The organism is Amycolatopsis albidoflavus (genome assembly GCF_039525725.1).
Lineage (GTDB): Bacteria > Actinomycetota > Actinomycetes > Mycobacteriales > Pseudonocardiaceae > Amycolatopsis > Amycolatopsis albidoflava.
Map to the genome: position 1 here is coordinate 1198217 of NZ_BAAAHV010000012.1, position 16868 is coordinate 1215084.

Annotated in this window: 13 protein-coding genes; 3 read left to right on the forward strand and 10 right to left on the reverse strand. The window is 70.8% G+C overall.

Going from position 1 to position 16868, the window contains the following annotated elements; genetic code table 11:
• The first annotated feature begins 87 nt into the window (after positions 1-87).
• Together ABD156_RS23705 and ABD156_RS23710 are read left to right on the forward strand one after the other, a co-directional pair.
• Positions 88-1515: an NCS1 family nucleobase:cation symporter-1 gene (locus ABD156_RS23705; RefSeq protein WP_344277561.1), complete on the forward strand. Its 1428-nt coding sequence runs from the start codon at positions 88-90 to the stop codon at positions 1513-1515.
• Positions 1515-2225: an aspartate/glutamate racemase family protein gene (locus ABD156_RS23710; protein ID WP_344277564.1), complete on the forward strand. Its 711-nt coding sequence runs from the start codon at positions 1515-1517 to the stop codon at positions 2223-2225. Before ABD156_RS23705 ends, ABD156_RS23710 begins: the two co-directional genes overlap by 1 nt.
• A 4-nt stretch (positions 2226-2229) precedes the next feature.
• On the opposite strand, the gene ABD156_RS23715 is transcribed toward ABD156_RS23710, so the two are convergent.
• A complete protein-coding gene (locus ABD156_RS23715; protein WP_344277567.1) occupies positions 2230-3366 on the reverse strand; it encodes an acyltransferase in 1137 nt (378 codons plus the stop codon).
• Positions 3367-3759: 393 nt separating this feature from the next.
• Here ABD156_RS23715 and ABD156_RS23720 point away from each other — a divergent pair, with 393 nt between their 5' ends.
• A complete protein-coding gene (locus ABD156_RS23720) occupies positions 3760-5652 on the forward strand; it encodes a glycosyl hydrolase family 18 protein (RefSeq protein WP_344277570.1) in 1893 nt (630 codons plus the stop codon).
• A gap of 215 nt (positions 5653-5867) precedes the next feature.
• Here ABD156_RS23720 and ABD156_RS23725 read toward each other — a convergent pair whose 3' ends face one another.
• The 9 genes from ABD156_RS23725 to ABD156_RS23765 form a co-directional block, all read right to left on the reverse strand.
• Entirely contained in the window at positions 5868-6815 is a 948-nt protein-coding gene (locus ABD156_RS23725; RefSeq protein WP_344277572.1) for a copper transporter, read from the reverse strand.
• Positions 6812-7996 carry a putative cytokinetic ring protein SteA gene (gene steA, locus ABD156_RS23730; RefSeq protein WP_344277573.1) on the reverse strand — a complete coding sequence of 395 codons (1185 nt, stop codon included), beginning with the start codon at positions 7994-7996 and terminating at the stop codon, positions 6812-6814. The genes ABD156_RS23725 and steA overlap by 4 nt, the downstream gene beginning before the upstream one ends.
• Before the next feature lie 102 nt (positions 7997-8098).
• Positions 8099-9247 (reverse strand): DUF1266 domain-containing protein, encoded by a 1149-nt coding sequence (locus ABD156_RS23735; protein WP_344277576.1) that lies wholly within the window; start codon positions 9245-9247, stop codon positions 8099-8101.
• A gap of 10 nt (positions 9248-9257) precedes the next feature.
• On the reverse strand, positions 9258-11042 hold the full coding sequence (gene recN, locus ABD156_RS23740) for a DNA repair protein RecN (protein ID WP_344277577.1): 1785 nt from the start codon (positions 11040-11042) through the stop codon (positions 9258-9260).
• 97 nt (positions 11043-11139) lie between these two features.
• Entirely contained in the window at positions 11140-12069 is a 930-nt protein-coding gene (locus ABD156_RS23745) for an NAD kinase (protein ID WP_344277580.1), read from the reverse strand.
• Entirely contained in the window at positions 12066-12884 is an 819-nt protein-coding gene (locus ABD156_RS23750) for a TlyA family RNA methyltransferase (RefSeq protein WP_344277583.1), read from the reverse strand. The genes ABD156_RS23745 and ABD156_RS23750 overlap by 4 nt, the downstream gene beginning before the upstream one ends.
• A 5-nt stretch (positions 12885-12889) precedes the next feature.
• The gene (locus tag ABD156_RS23755; protein WP_009079580.1) at positions 12890-13096 is read right to left on the reverse strand and encodes a hypothetical protein; all 207 of its coding nucleotides are present in this window, start codon (positions 13094-13096) and stop codon (positions 12890-12892) included.
• A 16-nt stretch (positions 13097-13112) separates the two neighbouring features.
• Positions 13113-14090 carry an HAD-IIA family hydrolase gene (locus ABD156_RS23760; RefSeq protein ID WP_344277590.1) on the reverse strand — a complete coding sequence of 326 codons (978 nt, stop codon included), beginning with the start codon at positions 14088-14090 and terminating at the stop codon, positions 13113-13115.
• Positions 14083-16653, reverse strand: a complete 2571-nt coding sequence (locus ABD156_RS23765) for a hypothetical protein (protein ID WP_344277593.1) — start codon at positions 16651-16653, stop codon at positions 14083-14085. Before ABD156_RS23765 ends, ABD156_RS23760 begins: the two co-directional genes overlap by 8 nt.
• Positions 16654-16868 lie beyond the last annotated feature (215 nt).

Here is a 16868-nt window from a genome sequence, read left to right on the forward strand (position 1 = left end):
GGGTTGACTCAGCAGCCGCGCGGAGCGATATTTGGGATCCCAAGTTTGGGATACCAAAGCTGCCGGCACGTCGACCGGAGGTCTGCAATGACGCACGCCCCGTCCACCGAAACCAGCGCGACCAGCACAATCGAACCCGACCCCCGGCTGTGGAACGAGGACCTCGCGCCCGCCAAGGAGCGCCGCTGGAAGGTGTACGACATCTTCGCGCTCTGGATGTCGGACGTGCACAACCTCGGCAACTACACCTTCGCCGCCGGGCTGTTCGTGCTCGGGCTGTCGGCCTGGCAGGTGTTCACCGCGCTGCTGTTCGGGTTCGTGATCATCTTCTTCGGGATGAACCTGATGGGCCGGATCGGGCAGCGCACCGGCGTCCCGTTCCCGGTGGTGGCGCGGATCAGCTTCGGCACCTTCGGCGCGAACCTCCCCGCGCTGATCCGCGCGGTGATCGCGATCTTCTGGTACGGCATCCAGACCTATCTCGCCAGCGTCGCCATCACACTGCTCGTGCTGGTCATCGACCCCGGCCTGAAACCGTTGACCGAGCACAGTTTCCTCGGCCTGCACGCGCTCGGCTGGATGTGTTTCGTGGCGCTGTGGCTGGTGCAGGCGTTCGTGCTGACCCGCGGCATGGAGGCGGTGCGGAAGTTCCAGGACTGGTGCGGCCCGCTGATCTGGGTCGTGATGATCGCGCTCGCGGTCTGGATCCTCGCCGCGAGCCACTGGCACATTTCGTTCACCAGCAGCCCCCGGCACCTGTCCGGCGGCGAGCAGGTGCGGCAGTGGTTCGGCGCGGCCGGGCTGATCCTGTCCACCTACGGCACGCTGATGCTCAACTTCTGCGATTTCTCCCGCAACGCCCCGGACCAGAAAACGGTGCGGCGCGGCAACTTCTGGGGCCTCCCGGTGAACTCGACGGCGTTCGCGCTGCTGTCGGTGATCGTCACCGCCGGCAGCCTGCAGGTGTTCGGCGAGGCGATCACCGACCCGGCAGAACTGCTCGCCAAGGTGCACAACACGCCGGTGCTGATCATCGGCGCGCTGACCTTCGCCATCGCCACCATGGGCGTCAACATCGTCGCGAACTTCGTCTCCCCCGCCTACGACCTGGCCAACATCTGGCCGAAGCGGATCTCGTTCACCGTCGGCGGGATGATCAGCGCCGTCGCCGCGCTGTGCGTGCTGCCGTGGAAGCTCTACTCGTCGCCGGTGGTGGTCAACTACTTCCTCGGCGGGCTCGGCGCGTTCCTCGGGCCGCTGTTCGGGATCATGATCGTCGACTACTACCTGATCCGCCGCGGCAAGGTCGACGTCGAGCAGCTGTTCGTGCGCGACGGCAAGTACCCCAAGGTGAATCCGCGCGCGATGGCCGCGTTCTTCCCGTGCGCCGTGCTGTCCGCGGTGATCGCGCTGGTGCCGTTCTTCGCGCCGGCCGCGCCGTACTCCTGGTTCCTCGGCACCGCCAGCGCCGGATTGCTCTACTACGCCGTTTCGTACCGCCAGCGGAGGGCTTGATGCGGATCCTCGTCACCAACTGCAACACCACCGAGGCCATGACGAAGGAGATCGAGACCGGAGCGCGGGCCGCGGCCAGCCCCGGCACCGAAATCGTCGCTCTGACGCCGAAGTGGGGCCCGGAATCGGCCGAGGGCTGGCTGGACAGCTTCCTGTCCGCGGCCGCGGTGCTGGACCTGTTGCGCACCACCGAGGAATCGTTCGACGCGGTCGTCCTCGCCGGTTTCGGCGAGCACGGCCGCGAGGGCGCGCGGGAGCTGCTGGACGTGCCGGTGGTCGACATCACCGAGGCCGCGGCGCATCTCGCCGGGCTGCTCGGCCGCCGGTACGGAGTGGTGACGACGCTGGACCGCACGTGCGGGCTGATCGAGGACAGCCTGCATTCGGCGGGCGTGGACCGGAACTGCGTCGCGGTCGTCGGCACCGGGCTGAGCGTGCTGGAGCTGCGCGACGAGGACCGGACCGAATCGGCCCTCCTCACCGCGGGTCTGCGGGCGCGCGACGCCGGAGCCGAGGTGCTCGTGCTCGGCTGCGCCGGGATGACCGGGCTGGACCGCAAGATGTCGGCGATGCTCGACGTCCCGGTGGTCGACGGCGTCGCCGCCGCGGTCCGGCTCGCGGAATCCCTGGTGGCGCTGGGATTGCGCACCAGCCGGGCCGGGTCCTACGCCCGTCCGCTCGACAAACACCGGACCTGGCCCGGCGAATGACCGCTCAGGCGCGCACCGGCACCCGGGCGCGCCCGGTCAGCGCCTTGCTCCACGGCAGCCGCCGCAGCACCTCGACGATGCCGAAGGTCAGCGCGATCGTCGCCGGGTAGGCCACCAGCGTCGTCCACGGCGCGCCGAACCGGTCGCCGACGTACACGAACAGCGGGTCCAGCAAGGCGATCGCGATCGGGTGGGTCAGGAACACCGCGAACGACCGGTTCACCGCCCAGGACACGAACCGCCCGCCGCGCTGCCTGCTCTCCGCCCAGCGCGCGCCCGCCAGGTAGATCCCGGCGATCGCCGCGACGAACCACGGGATCAGGTACGGGCGGAAGGCGTCCGACGCCATCTCCGGCCACTCTCCGAAGTGGACACTCACGAAGTAGCCGGTTTCCGCGATCACGAGCCCGCCCGCCATCGCCAGCAGCACCCAGCGCGAATGCGTGCGCAGCCAGGCGTGCACCGCCTCGAAGTGCAGCGCCGCGGCGGTGCCGAGCAGCATGTAGAACTGGTACACGATGAAAGTCGCGAAGAACTGGCTGACGAAGCCGTAGCCCAGCACGGCGGGCGGGTAGCTCATGAAAATCGCCACCGCCGCCTGGATCGTGCCGGAGACCGCCAGCACCGTCCACGGACGGCGGCGGATCAGGTCGAACAGCTTGGCCAGCAACGGGAAGAGCAGGTACACCTGCAGCGTCACCAGCATGAAATACATGTGGTACCAGGCGTTCCCGGTGAGCAGGTCGAGCCCGAGCGTGCGCAGCTGCGCGCCGACCGACCCGAACGGCTGATCCGAGGTGATCAGCGAATAAACCCGGTAGATGACCGTCCACACCACGTAGGGCACCGCGACCAGAGGAAACCGCTTGCGCCAGAACTTCCCGGCCAGCACCGGACGGTCCCGGTAGCCCAGCACGAGCACGAACGCGGTCAGCGCGAAGAACGCCTCGCGGGTCAGGTGCAGCGGCGTCTGGATCGCGTCGGCGACGACGTCCTGCTGGAACGTCGTGGAGCCGATCACGTGGATGAGGATGACCAGCGCGAACGTGACGACGCGGTACAAATCGAGCTGCCGCAGGTGCGTCGGCCTGGCGGGCGCCGGCTCGTCCGCACGGACGAGCGGGATCTCGGTAGTGGTCATCGTTCGGCCGTGCTCCCGGGGTCGTTGGCGCTCATGGTGCCAGGCTCTCGTGCGCAGCTGTGAGCCACCCATGATCTTCCTGAGACTCGCCTGATGCCGCGCGGAACGGGTGTCGGGTCAGCCACACCCGTACGGGTGAACCGGCGCCACCCCGCGGCACCGGACCACTCGCCCCGCTTGGAACAGGCCGTTCGTCGGGCGTTTCCGGACACTTCACCACAAATCGCCCCGGCCGGGAAATTGGTCTAGTCCACAGTATTGACTCCGGCTGTGCCCTGGTTCACATTCGAATGCGGGCCGGCCCCCGCTCCTGCAGTGATCACCCGTTGTCCGACGCTTGCCGCGCATTCCGGTGCGGCGGGCGGACTTCGCTTGTGCGAGGGAGAAACGCTTATGCCCCACCGGACCTTGAGACCGCTGGCCGTGGCCTGCGCCGCCGTGGCCGCCGTGGTCGTGGCCGGTCTCACCATCCTGGCCCGGCCCGCCCCGGCCACCGCGACGCCCGCGCCCTCCTCGGGAGGGATGCGCATCGCCTACTTCGACCAATGGAGCATCTACCAGAACGCCTACTACCTCAAGAACGTCGACAAGATCGCCGACAACATCGACTACCTGCTCTACGACTTCGAGAACATCGACCCGAACAACCTCACCTGCTTCGAGACCACGAAAGCGACGACCCCGGACCCGGGCGGCGAGGACGACCCGAACGCCGGCGACGGCGCGGGCGACCAGTTCGCCGACTACCAGAAGTCGTTCGGCTCGGACATCAGCGTCGACGGTTCCGCCGACACCTACAACATGCCGATCGTCGGCAACTTCCACCAGCTGCAGGAACTCAAGGCCCGGCACCCGAACCTGAAGGTGCTGCTGTCGCTCGGCGGCTGGACGTATTCGAAGTACTTCTCCGACGCGGCGGCGAGCGACGCCTCGCGCAAGAAGTTCGTCAGCTCCTGCATCGACATGTTCATCAAGGGCAACATCCCGAACGCGGGCGGCTTCGGCGGCCCCGGCACCGCCGCGAACATCTTCGACGGGTTCGACATCGACTGGGAGTACCCGGCGCACCCCGGCGGCCACACGGGCAACCACTACAGCCCGAACGACACCCAGAACTTCACCTCGCTGCTCGCCGAGTTCCGCAGCCAGATGGACGCGCTGGGCAAGCACTACGCGCTGTCGGCCGCCCTGCCCGGCGGCCAGGACAAGATCGCGAAGATCCAGACCGACAAGATCCACCAGTACATGGACTTCGCGGACCCGATGACCTACGACATGCACGGCGCGTGGGACAAGACCGGTCCGACGAACTTCCAGGACCCGCTCTACCCCTCGGCGAACGATCCGTCGCCGACCATCCCGCCGGGTACTGAGAAATACACCATCGATCAGGTGATGAAGGCGTACACGCAAGGCGATCCGGCGTACGGCATCCCCGGCGGGTTCCCGGCTTCGAAGCTGACCTTGGGCATTCCGTTCTACTATCGCGGCTGGACCGGCGTTCCCGCGGGCTCGAACCACGGGCTGTACCAGACAGCGACCGGTCCGTCCGCGCCGCATCCGTTGAGCGGCAACGTGCCCGGCGTCGCGATGTACAAGGAACTCTCCGGCGTGGTCGACAATCCGTCGACGACGTTCTGGGACCCGGCAACGCAATCCGCGTGGTTCTACGACGGGACGAGCTTCTACGGCGGTTCGTCGAAACAGTCGATCAAGGCACGCACCGATTACATCCATTGCAACGGCCTCGGCGGCGCGATGATGTTCTCGCTGTACGACCTCGACCCTGATTCGACGCTGTTCCACGCCGTCGTGGACGGGCTCGCCGCGCCGACGGAGGGCTGTTCCGGCCCGCCGCCGACCACCCCGACGACGCCCACCACGCCGACCACGCCCACGACCCCGACCACTCCGACGACCCCGACGACGCCCACTACGCCGACCACTCCCACGACTCCGCCGGGCGGCCAGTGCACGGCGGCGGCCTGGGACTCCGGCAAGGTGTACAACGGCGGCGCGGTCGTGTCGTACAACAACCACACCTGGACGGCGAAGTGGTGGACGCAGGGCGAGCAGCCCGGCAGCGCCGACGTGTGGACGGACAACGGAGCCTGCTCCGGCGGCGGCGGTCCGACGACCGCGTGCCCGGCGGCGTGGAACACCTCCCAGTCCTACAACGCGGGAGCGGTGGTGTCCTTCAACGGCCACCGCTGGTCCGCCAAGTGGTGGACGCGAGGCGAACAGCCAGGCAGCGCGGCGGTCTGGGCTGACAACGGCACCTGCTGACCCCGCAGCAGGCGCATGAATAACGGCGGCGGTACCGGCTTTCCCTACCCCGAAGGGATTCCGGTGCCGCCGCCGGCTCTTGTCCGCGGGACGCCGCCGGGATCCGCCCGATCGCGGCAGGCGCACAAAGTCGGCGGCGGTACCGGATTCCCCCACCCTCGAAGGGAATCCAGCACCGCCGCCGACTCTTGTGCGGGAGGCGAAAAGTCTCTCGTTCAGTTCCCCGACGTGGCCACGCCCGGCGCGATCGCCTGCGCGTTGCCCGCGATGCCGTAACGCCCCGAACCGCCGTTGAGCTGTTCCTGCAACGCCAACACCGTCGCGACCCGGCCTGCCGCCGAATCCGCGTTGTCCACAGTGGACAGAATCGACGTCGCCGACGTGTCCGCGCGCACGACGCCGATCGGACCGGAGCCCTCGGCCGAACCCGGGTCGCCGGCCAGCACCGTGCCCGCGCCGGAACGGTCCATCTGCGCCGCGAACCGCGCGATCGTCGCCGCCCGGTCCCCCGCGCCGTCGCCGGTCTCCTGGGCGCCGGTCAGCACGATCGCCAGCTGCGCGGGCTGCACGCCCTGGCTCGGCTTCACGAAACCGCCGTCGGTCAGCCCGCCGAGCGCGGCGGCCAGTTCGTCGCCGCTCGACTGCGGTTTCGCGCTCGCCTTGTCCAGCAGCAGCGTCGAGCCGAGCAGCGCGCCGGCGAGCGTGCCGGAGTCGCCCGCGGTCGGGAACTTCGCCCCGGCCGGCTGCAGCCGCGTGACGACGTCGCGCAACTGGTCGGCCTTCGCCGGGTCGGTGAACGCGCTGGTGAGCTGCAGTTCGCCGGTCACCGAGGCACCGGACTGGCCCACGAGCTTCTTGAGCGCGTCGCGGTCGGCCGGGCGCGCGTCCTGCGTGGTGACGATGACGACGCTGCGCTTGTCGAGCGCGCCCGCGACGACCTTCGGGCCCATGGTCCCGGCGAACGCGTCCGCGTCGGACAGCCGCGCGTTGAGCGCGTTGCGCTGCGCCTGGAGATCCGACACCTGCGTGCCGAGGTCTTTCTTCTGGTCCGAAAGCCCGGACAGCAGCGAACCGTTGAGCGCGGTCGAGCCCAGCACCACGCCGACGGCCAGCGCCAGGAAGCACGCGGTGATGGAAACGATGTGGTACCGCAGGGAAATCACGTGAAGAGACCCTTCACCCAGGCGACGAACGTGGACCAGGTGTGCTGGATCCACTCGAGGTAGACGGAGCCGACGTCGGAGACCAGCAGCGCGGCCACGACGACGACGATGGCGGCGAGGACGAGCAGCGCGACCGCGCCGAGCGACACCCGGCTGCGGTGCAGCGTCGCGACGGCCTTGCCGTCGACCAGCTTCGTGCCGAGCTTGAGCCGCGTGAGGAACGTGGACGGGTTCGACCCGGACCGGCCGTGGTCGAGGAATTCCCGCAGCGTGGCCTGGAACCCGACGGTGACGACGAGGCTCGCGCCGTGCGCGTCGGCCAGCAGCAGGGCGAGGTCCTCGGCGTTGCCGGTCGCGGGGAAGGTGACCGCGCCGATGCCGAGGTCCTGGATCCGCTCGACGCCCGGCGCGTGCCCGTCCGGCTGCGCGGGGACGACGACCTCGCCGCCGCTGCGCAGCGTCGCGGTGCCGATCCCGGTCGGGTCGCCGACCATGACGTCGGGCTGGTAGCCCTGCGCGCGCAAGGTGTCCGCGCCGGCGTCGACGCCGATCAGCACCGGCCGGTGCTCGCCGATGTACTTCTTGAGCTTCTTGAGGTCCTCGGCGTGCCCGGTCCCCGCGGCGACCACCAGCACGTGCCGGTCGCGCACTGGGACCTTCAGCTCCGGCACGCCGACGCCGTCGAGGATCAGCGTCCGCTCGCGGCGGAGGAACTCGATCGTGTTGGCGGAGAAGGCTTCCAGCTGGGTCGACATCCCGGCCTTGGCCTCGATCATCTGGTCGGCGACGCTTTCCGGGGTCTGCTCGACCCCGGTCGCCAGCTGCCGCTCCCCCAGGTAGACCGCGCCCTCGTGCACGCGCAGTTTCGTGCCGTCCTTGACGGTGCGCAGCAGTTCGCCGCCCACCGAGTCGATCAGCGGAATGCCCGCCGCCACCAGGATTTCCGGGCCGAGGTTGGGGAACCGGCCGGAAATCGACGGCGAGGCGTTCACCACCGCGGCGACCTCGGCGGCGACCAGCGCGTCGGCGGTGGCCCGGTCGAGGTCGAGCTGGTCGAGCACGACAATGTCGCCGGCGCTGACCCGGCGCAGCAGCTCCCGCGTGCGCCGGTCGACCCGCGCGACACCGATGACGCCGGGAAGGGCTTCGTGGTTCCGCGCGAGAAGACCAGTGAGCTTCATGTGGCTGATGGTGACAAATTTGTGCCTGGGGACGGAGCCGACGCGCCGAAGCGGACATGACTCGTTGTGGTGAGCCATGTCGCGCGGGGCGCGGAGCCGGGGTTAACTGTGCGGTCCGCCCGCTCCGAAATCGAGGTTGGACCAGGGGCTCGCGGGATCGTTCAGCAGCCGGTGGCGGACCCGGGCGGCCGAGACGTACTCCGGCCCGAATTCCTCGCCGTCGAGCGCGAGCAGCCTGCCCAGCACGTAACCGGTGGACAATTCCGCCCACGATTCGTGGTAGCGGCGGGCGATCGCGCCTGCCTCCAGCACCATCAATTCCGCGGTGAGCGCGTCGCAATAGCCGACTGCCAAACCCCAGCGGGCCAGTTCGACCGCGCGGCCGACGTCCCAGCCGATGATGCTGTCCACCACGCCGTCCGGAGCGAGCAGGCCGTCGGCGCGGAACCGCTGTTCGTATCGGACGATCCGGCGCACCGCGTCGACGAGCGGTTCGGCCTGGTCCTCGGCGTCGTTGTCGGCGCACCACTGCCGGACGAGCTCGACCCAGCCGTAGACGTCCAGCGCCAGCCCGCTGCGGGCGCGCAGCACGAGCACGAGATTTCCGGTGGTGAGCTGGTAGGAATCGCCGAGCAGCCGGTCCATCGCGGCCCGCCAGCTGGCCGCGTCCGCGACGCCCCACCAGTCGCGCAGGCCGCGGACTTCGGCGACGTAATCGTGGTAGCGCGCGTCGAGGACGTTCCACGGTTCGGCCGACAGCACCGCCTGGTGCGCGCCGCACGCGAGCGCGTGCGCGACCGGACCGTCGAGAAGCCCGTACCTGGCCGTGTAAAGCCGTTCGACCTGCTGCTCGACCGCGGTGACCCGGTGCGGGTTCGCGTCGACCCACGGCAGCACGGCGTTCGCGCCCACGCGCCATTCGGCGAGCGTGCCGCGGTTGAACACGACCTGTTCCTCGTGGCCGAGACCGTGCGTGGCCCAGTCGAGGTCGCCGCTGAGAAACACCACGTCGGCACCGAAATCCGGCAGTGCGCCGCGGGTGAACACCTGCAGCGACGGTTCGCCGCCGTGCGCGCAGCAGGCTTTCGCGGGCGACCAGGTCCGCTCCTGCGCGAGCCGCTCCGCCTCGTCCCGGTGGATCGGCACGAAGAGCTCCTCGTCGCCGAGGAGTTCGAGGAAGCGGTCGAGATCGTCCTCCCGCCGCGCGCGGGCGAGTTCGGCTTCGACGTCGGCCAGCGTGGCCCAGGTCATGGAATCGGCCTCAGCCCTTCTTCGCGCGCTTGCGCTTCGCGCCGGTGTTCTTCGCCTTGTCTTTCTCCGCGGTGGCAAGCAATTCCTCGGCGTGCGCGCGGCCGGTCTCGGTGCCGTCCATGCCCGCGAGCATCCGCGCCAGCTCGCGCACCCGGTCGCTCTGGTCGAGCGTCTTCACGCCGCTGCGCGTGACGCCGCCGCTGGTTCCCTTGTCCACCACCAAATGCTGGTCCGCGAACGCGGCGACCTGCGGAAGGTGCGTGACCACCAGGACCTGGTGGGTGCGCGCGAGCCGCGCCAGCCGCCGTCCGATCTCCACCGCGGCCCGGCCGCCGACCCCGGCGTCGACCTCGTCGAACACCAGCGTCTGCACGGTGTCCGCGTGCGCCAGCACCACCTCGATCGCGAGCATCACGCGCGACAGCTCACCGCCCGAGGCGGCCTTGTGCACCGGCAGCGGCGGCGCGCCGTTGTGCGCCCGCAGCAGCAGTTCCACCTCGTCGACGCCGTCCGGGCCCGCGTGCACCGCGTGTCCGTCGATCGCGAGCGCCTGCCGGTCGCCGTGCTCGGCCGGACGCTGTTCGACGGTGATCTCGAGCTCCGCCTGCCCCATCGCGAGACCGGACAGCTCCTTGGTGATCGCCGTGGCGAGTTCAGCGGCCGCCTTGCCCCGCGCGGCGGAAACCTCGGTGGCGTGCGCGACCAGCTGCACGGCCAGCTCGTCGCGGCGCAATGCCAGCCCGGCCAACGCCTCTTCGGAAGTGTCCATCGATTCGAGCCGGCGCCGCGCGTCCTCGGCCCACGCCAGCACTCCGTCGACATCCGCGGCGTACTTGCGGGTGAGCCGTTTGAGATCGGCCTGGCGCGAGAGCACCTTCTCCAGCAGCGCCGGGTCCGCGTCCAGGTTCTCGACGTAGCTGCCCAGCTCCGCGCCGACGTCGCTCAGCAGCGTGGAGGCCTCCTCCAGCCGCGGCACGAGGTCGCGCAGCGCGGAATCCTCCGCCGACACCAGCCGCCGCACCGCCTCGCCGACCAGGCCCAGCGCCCCCGGTGCGTCCGGGTCGCCGTCTTGCGAGCCGGACACCGCCGCGTGCGATTCGGTGGCCATCGCGCGCAGTTCGTCGACCGCGGCGAGCCGCTTGATCTGCTCGGTGAGCTCGACGTCCTCGCCCGGCTCGGGCGCGACCGCGTCGATCTCGTTCAGCCCGTGCTTGAGCAGGTCCGCCTGCTGCGCCATCTCGCGGGAGCGGTTGGAGCGCTCGCTCAGCTCGGTGAGCACGGCCAGCCATTCCTCGCGGACCTGGCGGTACCGCGCGAGCGGACCGCCGACGTCCTCGCCGGCGAACCGGTCGATCACCGCGCGCTGCTCGGCCGGGCGCAGCAACCGCAGCTGGTCGTTCTGCCCGTGCACGGCGATCACCTGCTCGGACAGCTCGGCCAGCACCCCGACCGGCACCGACCGGCCGCCGAGGTGCGCCCGCGAGCGGCCGTCGGCCGCGACCGTGCGCAGCGCGATGACGCTGCCGTCCTCGTCGACGTCGGCCCCCGAATCGGTGACGATGCGGGCGGCCGCGTCGTCCTTGCCCACGGTGAACCGGCCCTCGACGAATGCCTTCAGCATCCCGTTCCGGACCTTCGACGCCTCGGCCCGTCCGCCCGAAAGCAGATGCAGCCCGGTGACGACCATGGTTTTGCCCGCACCCGTCTCACCGGTCACCACGGTGAAGCCCGCGTGCAGTTCCAGCAGGGCTTCCTCGATGACTCCGAGGCCCTGGATGCGCATCTCGGCCAGCACGACGCATACGGTAGCGGCCCGCACCGACGTTCTGTGCGTCCGAGGTCCGCTAACTCTTCTTTTCGCTGGTCGAACACTTGTGCGGGCGCGTCGCGAATCAGCTGCCTGGGCGCTCCCCGCCGCGCCGGTCGCGCCAGCTGCGCACCGGCAGGCCGAACTTGTACACCAGCCGGTCGGTGAACACGCCGTCCCACAGCCGCACCAGCCGCACCGGCTGCCTGCCGCACACGACGCGCACCAGCGCTCCCGGCGGAAGGTCGAACGACCGCAGCCCGTCGCAGGTCAGCGCGGCTTTCGGGCCGGTCGGGTCGATGCCGACGGTGATCACCGACTCGGGCGAGACGACCAGCGGCCGGGAGAACATCGCGTGCGCGTTGCTCGGCACGACGAGCAAGGCCTCGACGTCCGGCCACAGCACCGGCCCGCCCGCGGAGAAGGCGTACGCGGTTGAGCCGGTCGGCGTCGCGCACAGCACGCCGTCGCAGCCGAAGGACGACACCGGGCGGCCGTCGACCTCGATCAGCGCGTCGAGCACCCGCTCGCGGCTGAACTTCTCGACGCTGGCCTCGTTGAGCGCCCAGGTCCGGTAGATCTCCGCGCCGTCTGCGGTGACCGTGACGTCGACCGTCATCCGGTCCTCGACGTGGTACTCGCGGTCGACCACACGCTGCACGGCGTCGGCGAGCGCGTCCGAATCGGCTTCGGCGAGGAAGCCGACGCGGCCGAGGTTGACGCCGAGCACCGGAACCTCGGCCGGACGGGCGAGTTCCGCCGCGCGCAGCAGGGTTCCGTCGCCGCCGAGCACGAACACGAGCTCGGCTCCCTCGGCCGGATTGTGCTCGGGCGCGACCACGGTGCACGGCTTGGCCATGCAGCCGTCCGGGTCGATCAACTGGAGAACGTCCTCGTCGAGCACGCGAAGCCGGATCCCGGCCTTCGCGAATCGCTGGGACACCTCGCGGGCGGCCTCCCGGGTGGTGTCCCGGTCGGGGTGCACCACGAGGAGCACTTCACGTTCGGCGGTCACTGAGGTCCTTCCTGGACTGCGGCGCGAACCAGCCGCTCGGCATCGTCGACGCCGGTGTCTTCGGCCTCCGTTTTGCGGAGCCACACAAAGTATTCGACGTTCCCGGACGGCCCCGGCAACGGACTCGCGACCACCCCGCGCAGCGACAGGCCGAGCTTCGCGGCCTCGGCGAGCACGCCCAGCACGGATTCGACGCGCAGCTCGGGATCGCGGACCACGCCGCCGCTGCCGAGCCGGTCCTTGCCGACCTCGAACTGCGGTTTGACCATCGGCACCAGATCCGCGCCGTCGCGGGCGCAGTCGGCGAGCGCGGGCAGCACGAGCTTGAGCGAGATGAAGGAAAGGTCGCCGACGACGAGATCGACCTGGCCGCCGAGGACGTCCGGCGTCAGATTGCGGACGTTCGTGCGGTCGAGAACCACGACGCGATCGTCGGTCTGCAGCTTCCACACGAGAAGCCCGCGCCCGACGTCCGCGGCGATGACCTTGTCCGCGCCGCCCCGCAGCAAGACATCCGTGAACCCGCCAGTGGAGGCGCCCGCGTCAAGACAACGGCGGCCTTCGACGGTCAGCCCTTCCGGGCCGAAACGCTCAAGCGCGCCAAGGAGTTTGTGCGCGCCGCGCGACGCCCAGCCCGGGTCGTCCTCGTCCTTCACGACGATCGGCGCGTCGTTTTCCACGCCGGTAGCGGGTTTCGTGGCGACCATGCCGCGCACGGTGACCTTGCCGCCGGTGATCAGCGCGGAGGCTTGCTCGCGGGAGCGGGCGAGTCCGCGCCGCACGAGTTCCGCGTCGAGCCTGGCCCGTTTGGCCACGCCGGTCAGACCTTGTCGATGCTGGACAGGGCCACGGTCAGCTCGGTGTGCACGGCCTCGAAGCGGTCCACGTGCTCGGCGGGCGGCAGCGTGTCGAGGTCGTCGAGCCCGGCGACGGCCTCGTCGATGCCCGCCCGCGGGTCAGTCTGCTGCGGGCCGGGTCCGGGGATCGGCGGGGGTCCGGGAACCGGCCGCGGAACGTTCGGGTGCACAGGCCCAAACTACCAGTCAGGCGAGCCCGAGCCCGCTCACTGCCGCCGCGGCCGCGTCGCCTTCCGCGCGCACCCGGGTCGCCCCGGTGCGCCACGCCGAATCGCACAGCGCGCGCAGCAGGTCGAGCTTGTCCCCTTCGCCGCGAACGGTCAGCACCTCGTTTTCGCTGATTTCCCAGCCGGACCGCTTCCCGACGCGCAATTCGTCCGCCGGCTGCGCGAGCGCGGTGAGATCCGCACCCAGATGAGTGGGCCGTTCCGCCGGAATCGCGGTGAGCAGCGTCGCCGGAGTCGCGATGCCGGTGAGGACGCACAGCGAATCGAGACCCGCCGCGACCGCACCCGCGATGTCGGTGTCGAGCCGGTCCCCGACCACCAGCGGACGCTTCGCCTTAGCCGAGCGCGCAGCCGTCTCGAACAACAACGGCTCCGGCTTCCCCGCGACAACCGGTTCCGCGCCGGTAGCGATCTTCAGCGCCCCGACCATGGATCCGTTGCCCGGCATCAGCCCGCGCTCAGTGGGCAGCGTGGTGTCGGTGTTCGTGGCGACCCACAGCCCGCCCGCCCGGATCACGATGCTCGCCTCGGCGAGGTCCGCCCATCCGGTCTCCGGCGAATGTCCTTGCACCACAGCGGAAACGTCGTCGCCCGCGGTCCGCACCGGCTCGAGTCCGACCGCGGAGATCTGGTCGCCGAGCGAGGCCGTGCCGACGATGAGCACCTTCGCTCCGGCGGGCAGCCGGTCCCGCAGGAGCGCGGCTGCCGCCTGAGCGCTTGTGTGCACCTCTTCGGTGTCCGCGGTGATGCCGAGGTCCCGGAGGTGCTCGGCGACCGCGGACGGGGCCTTTGACGCGTTGTTGGTCACGAACCGGACCGCCGTGCCCTGCTCGCGCACGGCGGCCACGGTTTCCGCGGCCCCGTCGATCACCCGCGGCCCGTGGTACACGGTGCCGTCGAGATCGAACAGCAGCGCGTCGTAGGCCACGTCAGTCATCCGATCCGGCCGGCTCGCCCGGCTCGTTCGGCTCGGTTGCCTCGGCCGGTTCGTTCGCCTCGTTCGACGCGTTCGCGAGATCCGCGGCGCGCTCGGCGGCGTCGGTCTCGTCCTCGGCGTCGGCCTCAGCGGCGTTCAGGAACCACTGCACGGCCTCTTCCTTGCGCCCGGCCGCCTCGAGGTTGTCGGCGTAGGCGTAGAACAGGCGCGCGCTCCACGGGTCGCGCTTGGCCGCCGCGAGGTCCGGCCCCTGCAGGGACACGACCGCCGCGTCCAGCTGCCCGAGGTCGCGCCGCGCACCCGCCGCGACGATCGCCAGCTCGACCTGGGTCGCCTTGGTGAGCCGTTCCTTGTCGGTCTCCTTGGCGAGGTCCAGCGCGCGCTCCGGACGGCCCAGCGCGCGCTCGGCGTCCGCGATGATCGCGATGTGCTCGTCGCTGCGCGTCATCCGCCGGACGGCGCGCAGTTCGGACAGCGCTTCCTGCCAGTTGCCCGCGTGGTAGGCGACCAGCCCGAGCCCTTCGCGCACGATCGGCACCCGCGACGCCTTGGTCTTCGCATACCGGGCGTGCTCGAGCGCGGCCTCCGGGTCGCTGTCGACCAGCCCGCCCGCGGCGACCAGGTGCTTCCCGACGGTCTCGGCGAGTCCCTTGGGCAGGGTCCGCAGCTCGCGGCGGACTTCTTCGTCGAGATCGGAGAACTCGATGTCTTCGGGCAGCTCCGGCGCTTCGAGCAGCTCGCGGGCGAGGGCGGCGTCCTGCTCCTCGACAGTCACCGGCCGCTTCGTGCGGGGACGGTCGTCCCTGCGGTCGCGACGGTCACCGCGATCTCCACGGTTGTCACGGCCGCCACGGTCGCTGCGGTTGTCGCGCTCCCGACGGTCCTGCCGCTCGCCCCGGTCCTCGCGGTTGTCGCGCTCGTCCGAGTCGCGCCGCTCCTGGCCCTCAGCAGCCTCGGCCTTCTCGACGCGGTCCACCGAACCCGACTCGGCACCCGAGCCCGCAGTCACCTCGTCGACCACCGCCGATTCCCCGGCCGCGGCCGACGCGGTCTCCTCGACCTCGTCGCGACGCCCCCGGACACCGTCGTCCTGACGGTCCTTGCGGAAACCGCCGTCGCGCTGGTCCTTCCGGAACCCGCCGGAGTCGCCGTCCCGATCACGCCGGAACCCGCCCTGCCGATCGTCCCGGCGGTCCCCGCCAGGCCGCTTGCCGCCGGACCGTTCGCCCCGGTAGCCGCCCTCGTCACGCCGGTCACTGCGGAACCCACCGGAACGGTCGTCCCGACGATCCCCGCCGCGGTAACCGCCCTCGTCACGCCGCTCATCGCGGAACCCGCCCGAACGGTCGTCCCGACGATCTCCGCGGTAACCGCCTTCATCGCGCCGGTCGTTGCGGAACCCGCCCGGCCGGTCGTCCCGCCGGTTGTCGCGGAACCCGCCGGAACGGTCGTCCCGCCGGTTGTCGCCGCGGTAGCCGCCTTCGTCACGCCGGTCGCTGCGGAACCCGCCCGAACGGTTGTCCCGGTCGTTGCGGAACCCGCGTTCGTCGCGCCGGTCCCCCCGGTTCCCGCCGGAGCGATCGTCACGGAATCCACCGGAACTCCGGCTCCCGCCACGGAATCCGCCGTCGCGCGGACCGCGGTCGTCCCGGTCCCGGTACCCGCCGGGCTTGCCGCCCCGGTCGTCCCGGAATCCGCCCGGCTTGCTGCCCCAGTCGTCCCGGAATCCGCCCGGCTTGCTGCCCCGGTCGTCGCGGAAGCCGCCGCGCGCATCGCGATCGCCGGGCTTGCCGCCGCGGTTGTCGCGGTCGCCGTAGCCGCCGCGCCGGTCGTTGTCGCGCCGGTCGTTGTCGCGGAATCCGCCGGGCCCGCGCCGATCGTCGCGGAAACCGCCGCCCTGGGAGTCCTTGCCGCGATATCCGCCCGGACCACGCCGGTCGTCGCCGCCCGAGTACCCGCCGCGACGGTCGTCGCCACCGCGCCGGTCGTCGTTCCAGCGCCCGCCGGAGCGCTCCCCGTAAGACGACTTGCCCTGCGGACGCCCGCGGTCGCCGTAGGAGGATTTCCCTTCCGGACGGCCCGAACGATCGCCGTAAGACTTGCCGGGCCCGCCGGAGCGCTCGCCGTACGAGGAACGGCCCTCGGAACGGTTGCCGTAGGACGAGCGTCCCTCCGGACGCCCGGAGCGCTCGCCGTAGGAGGACTTGCCGCCGGGTCCGCCGGAGCGGTCGCCGTACGACTTGCCCTGCGGACGGTCGAAGTCGCGCTTGCCGCGAGGGCGGAAGTCGCGGTCGTCGTCGCGTTTGCCGGCGTATCCGCCGCGCTGTTCGCGGGGACCGTCGCCATGGCCGGGGCGCCCGGCGAAGCCGCCGGTACCGCGTGCGCCGCGGTCGTCCCGGCGGGGCCGGCCCTGGTGGGCGTTGTCCCGCCCGCCGCGGTCCTGCCGCGCGCCGCGCCGGTCTCCCCGGGGCGCGTCGGACCGTCCGCCGCGGGAGTCCTGGTCGCGGCGTCCCGACCGACCGGACCCCTCATCCGCTGAGTCACGTCGACCGAACTCGGACACCTGGCCTCCTGCCATAGACAACTCTGGAATTCTGAGGACGGCCCCCGCTACGAGGGCCGATTGACTATCCTACGGGCCCGTTCGGAGCAACCTCGCGCGGGCGGACCCTGAGGCCGGCCGGCGCCCTGCTCGAGCGGACGCGAACATGAATCTGGGCCCCGGGAGAACCGCTGCGGGTTCTCGACCGGGGCCCAGACTGTTTGGTTAAGTTCGGC

What these genes read in the sequence shown, in the direction of transcription:
- ABD156_RS23705 (WP_344277561.1), top strand. Translation starts at nt 88, where the DNA reads ATGACGCACGCCCCGTCCACCGAAACCAGCGCGACCAGCACAATCGAA.
- ABD156_RS23710 (WP_344277564.1), top strand. Translation starts at nt 1,515, where the DNA reads ATGCGGATCCTCGTCACCAACTGCAACACCACCGAGGCCATGACGAAG.
- ABD156_RS23715 (WP_344277567.1), bottom strand. Translation starts at nt 3,366, where the DNA reads ATGACCACTACCGAGATCCCGCTCGTCCGTGCGGACGAGCCGGCGCCC.
- ABD156_RS23720 (WP_344277570.1), top strand. Translation starts at nt 3,760, where the DNA reads ATGCCCCACCGGACCTTGAGACCGCTGGCCGTGGCCTGCGCCGCCGTG.
- steA (WP_344277573.1), bottom strand. Translation starts at nt 7,996, where the DNA reads ATGAAGCTCACTGGTCTTCTCGCGCGGAACCACGAAGCCCTTCCCGGC.
- ABD156_RS23735 (WP_344277576.1), bottom strand. Translation starts at nt 9,247, where the DNA reads ATGACCTGGGCCACGCTGGCCGACGTCGAAGCCGAACTCGCCCGCGCG.
- ABD156_RS23760 (WP_344277590.1), bottom strand. Translation starts at nt 14,090, where the DNA reads ATGACTGACGTGGCCTACGACGCGCTGCTGTTCGATCTCGACGGCACC.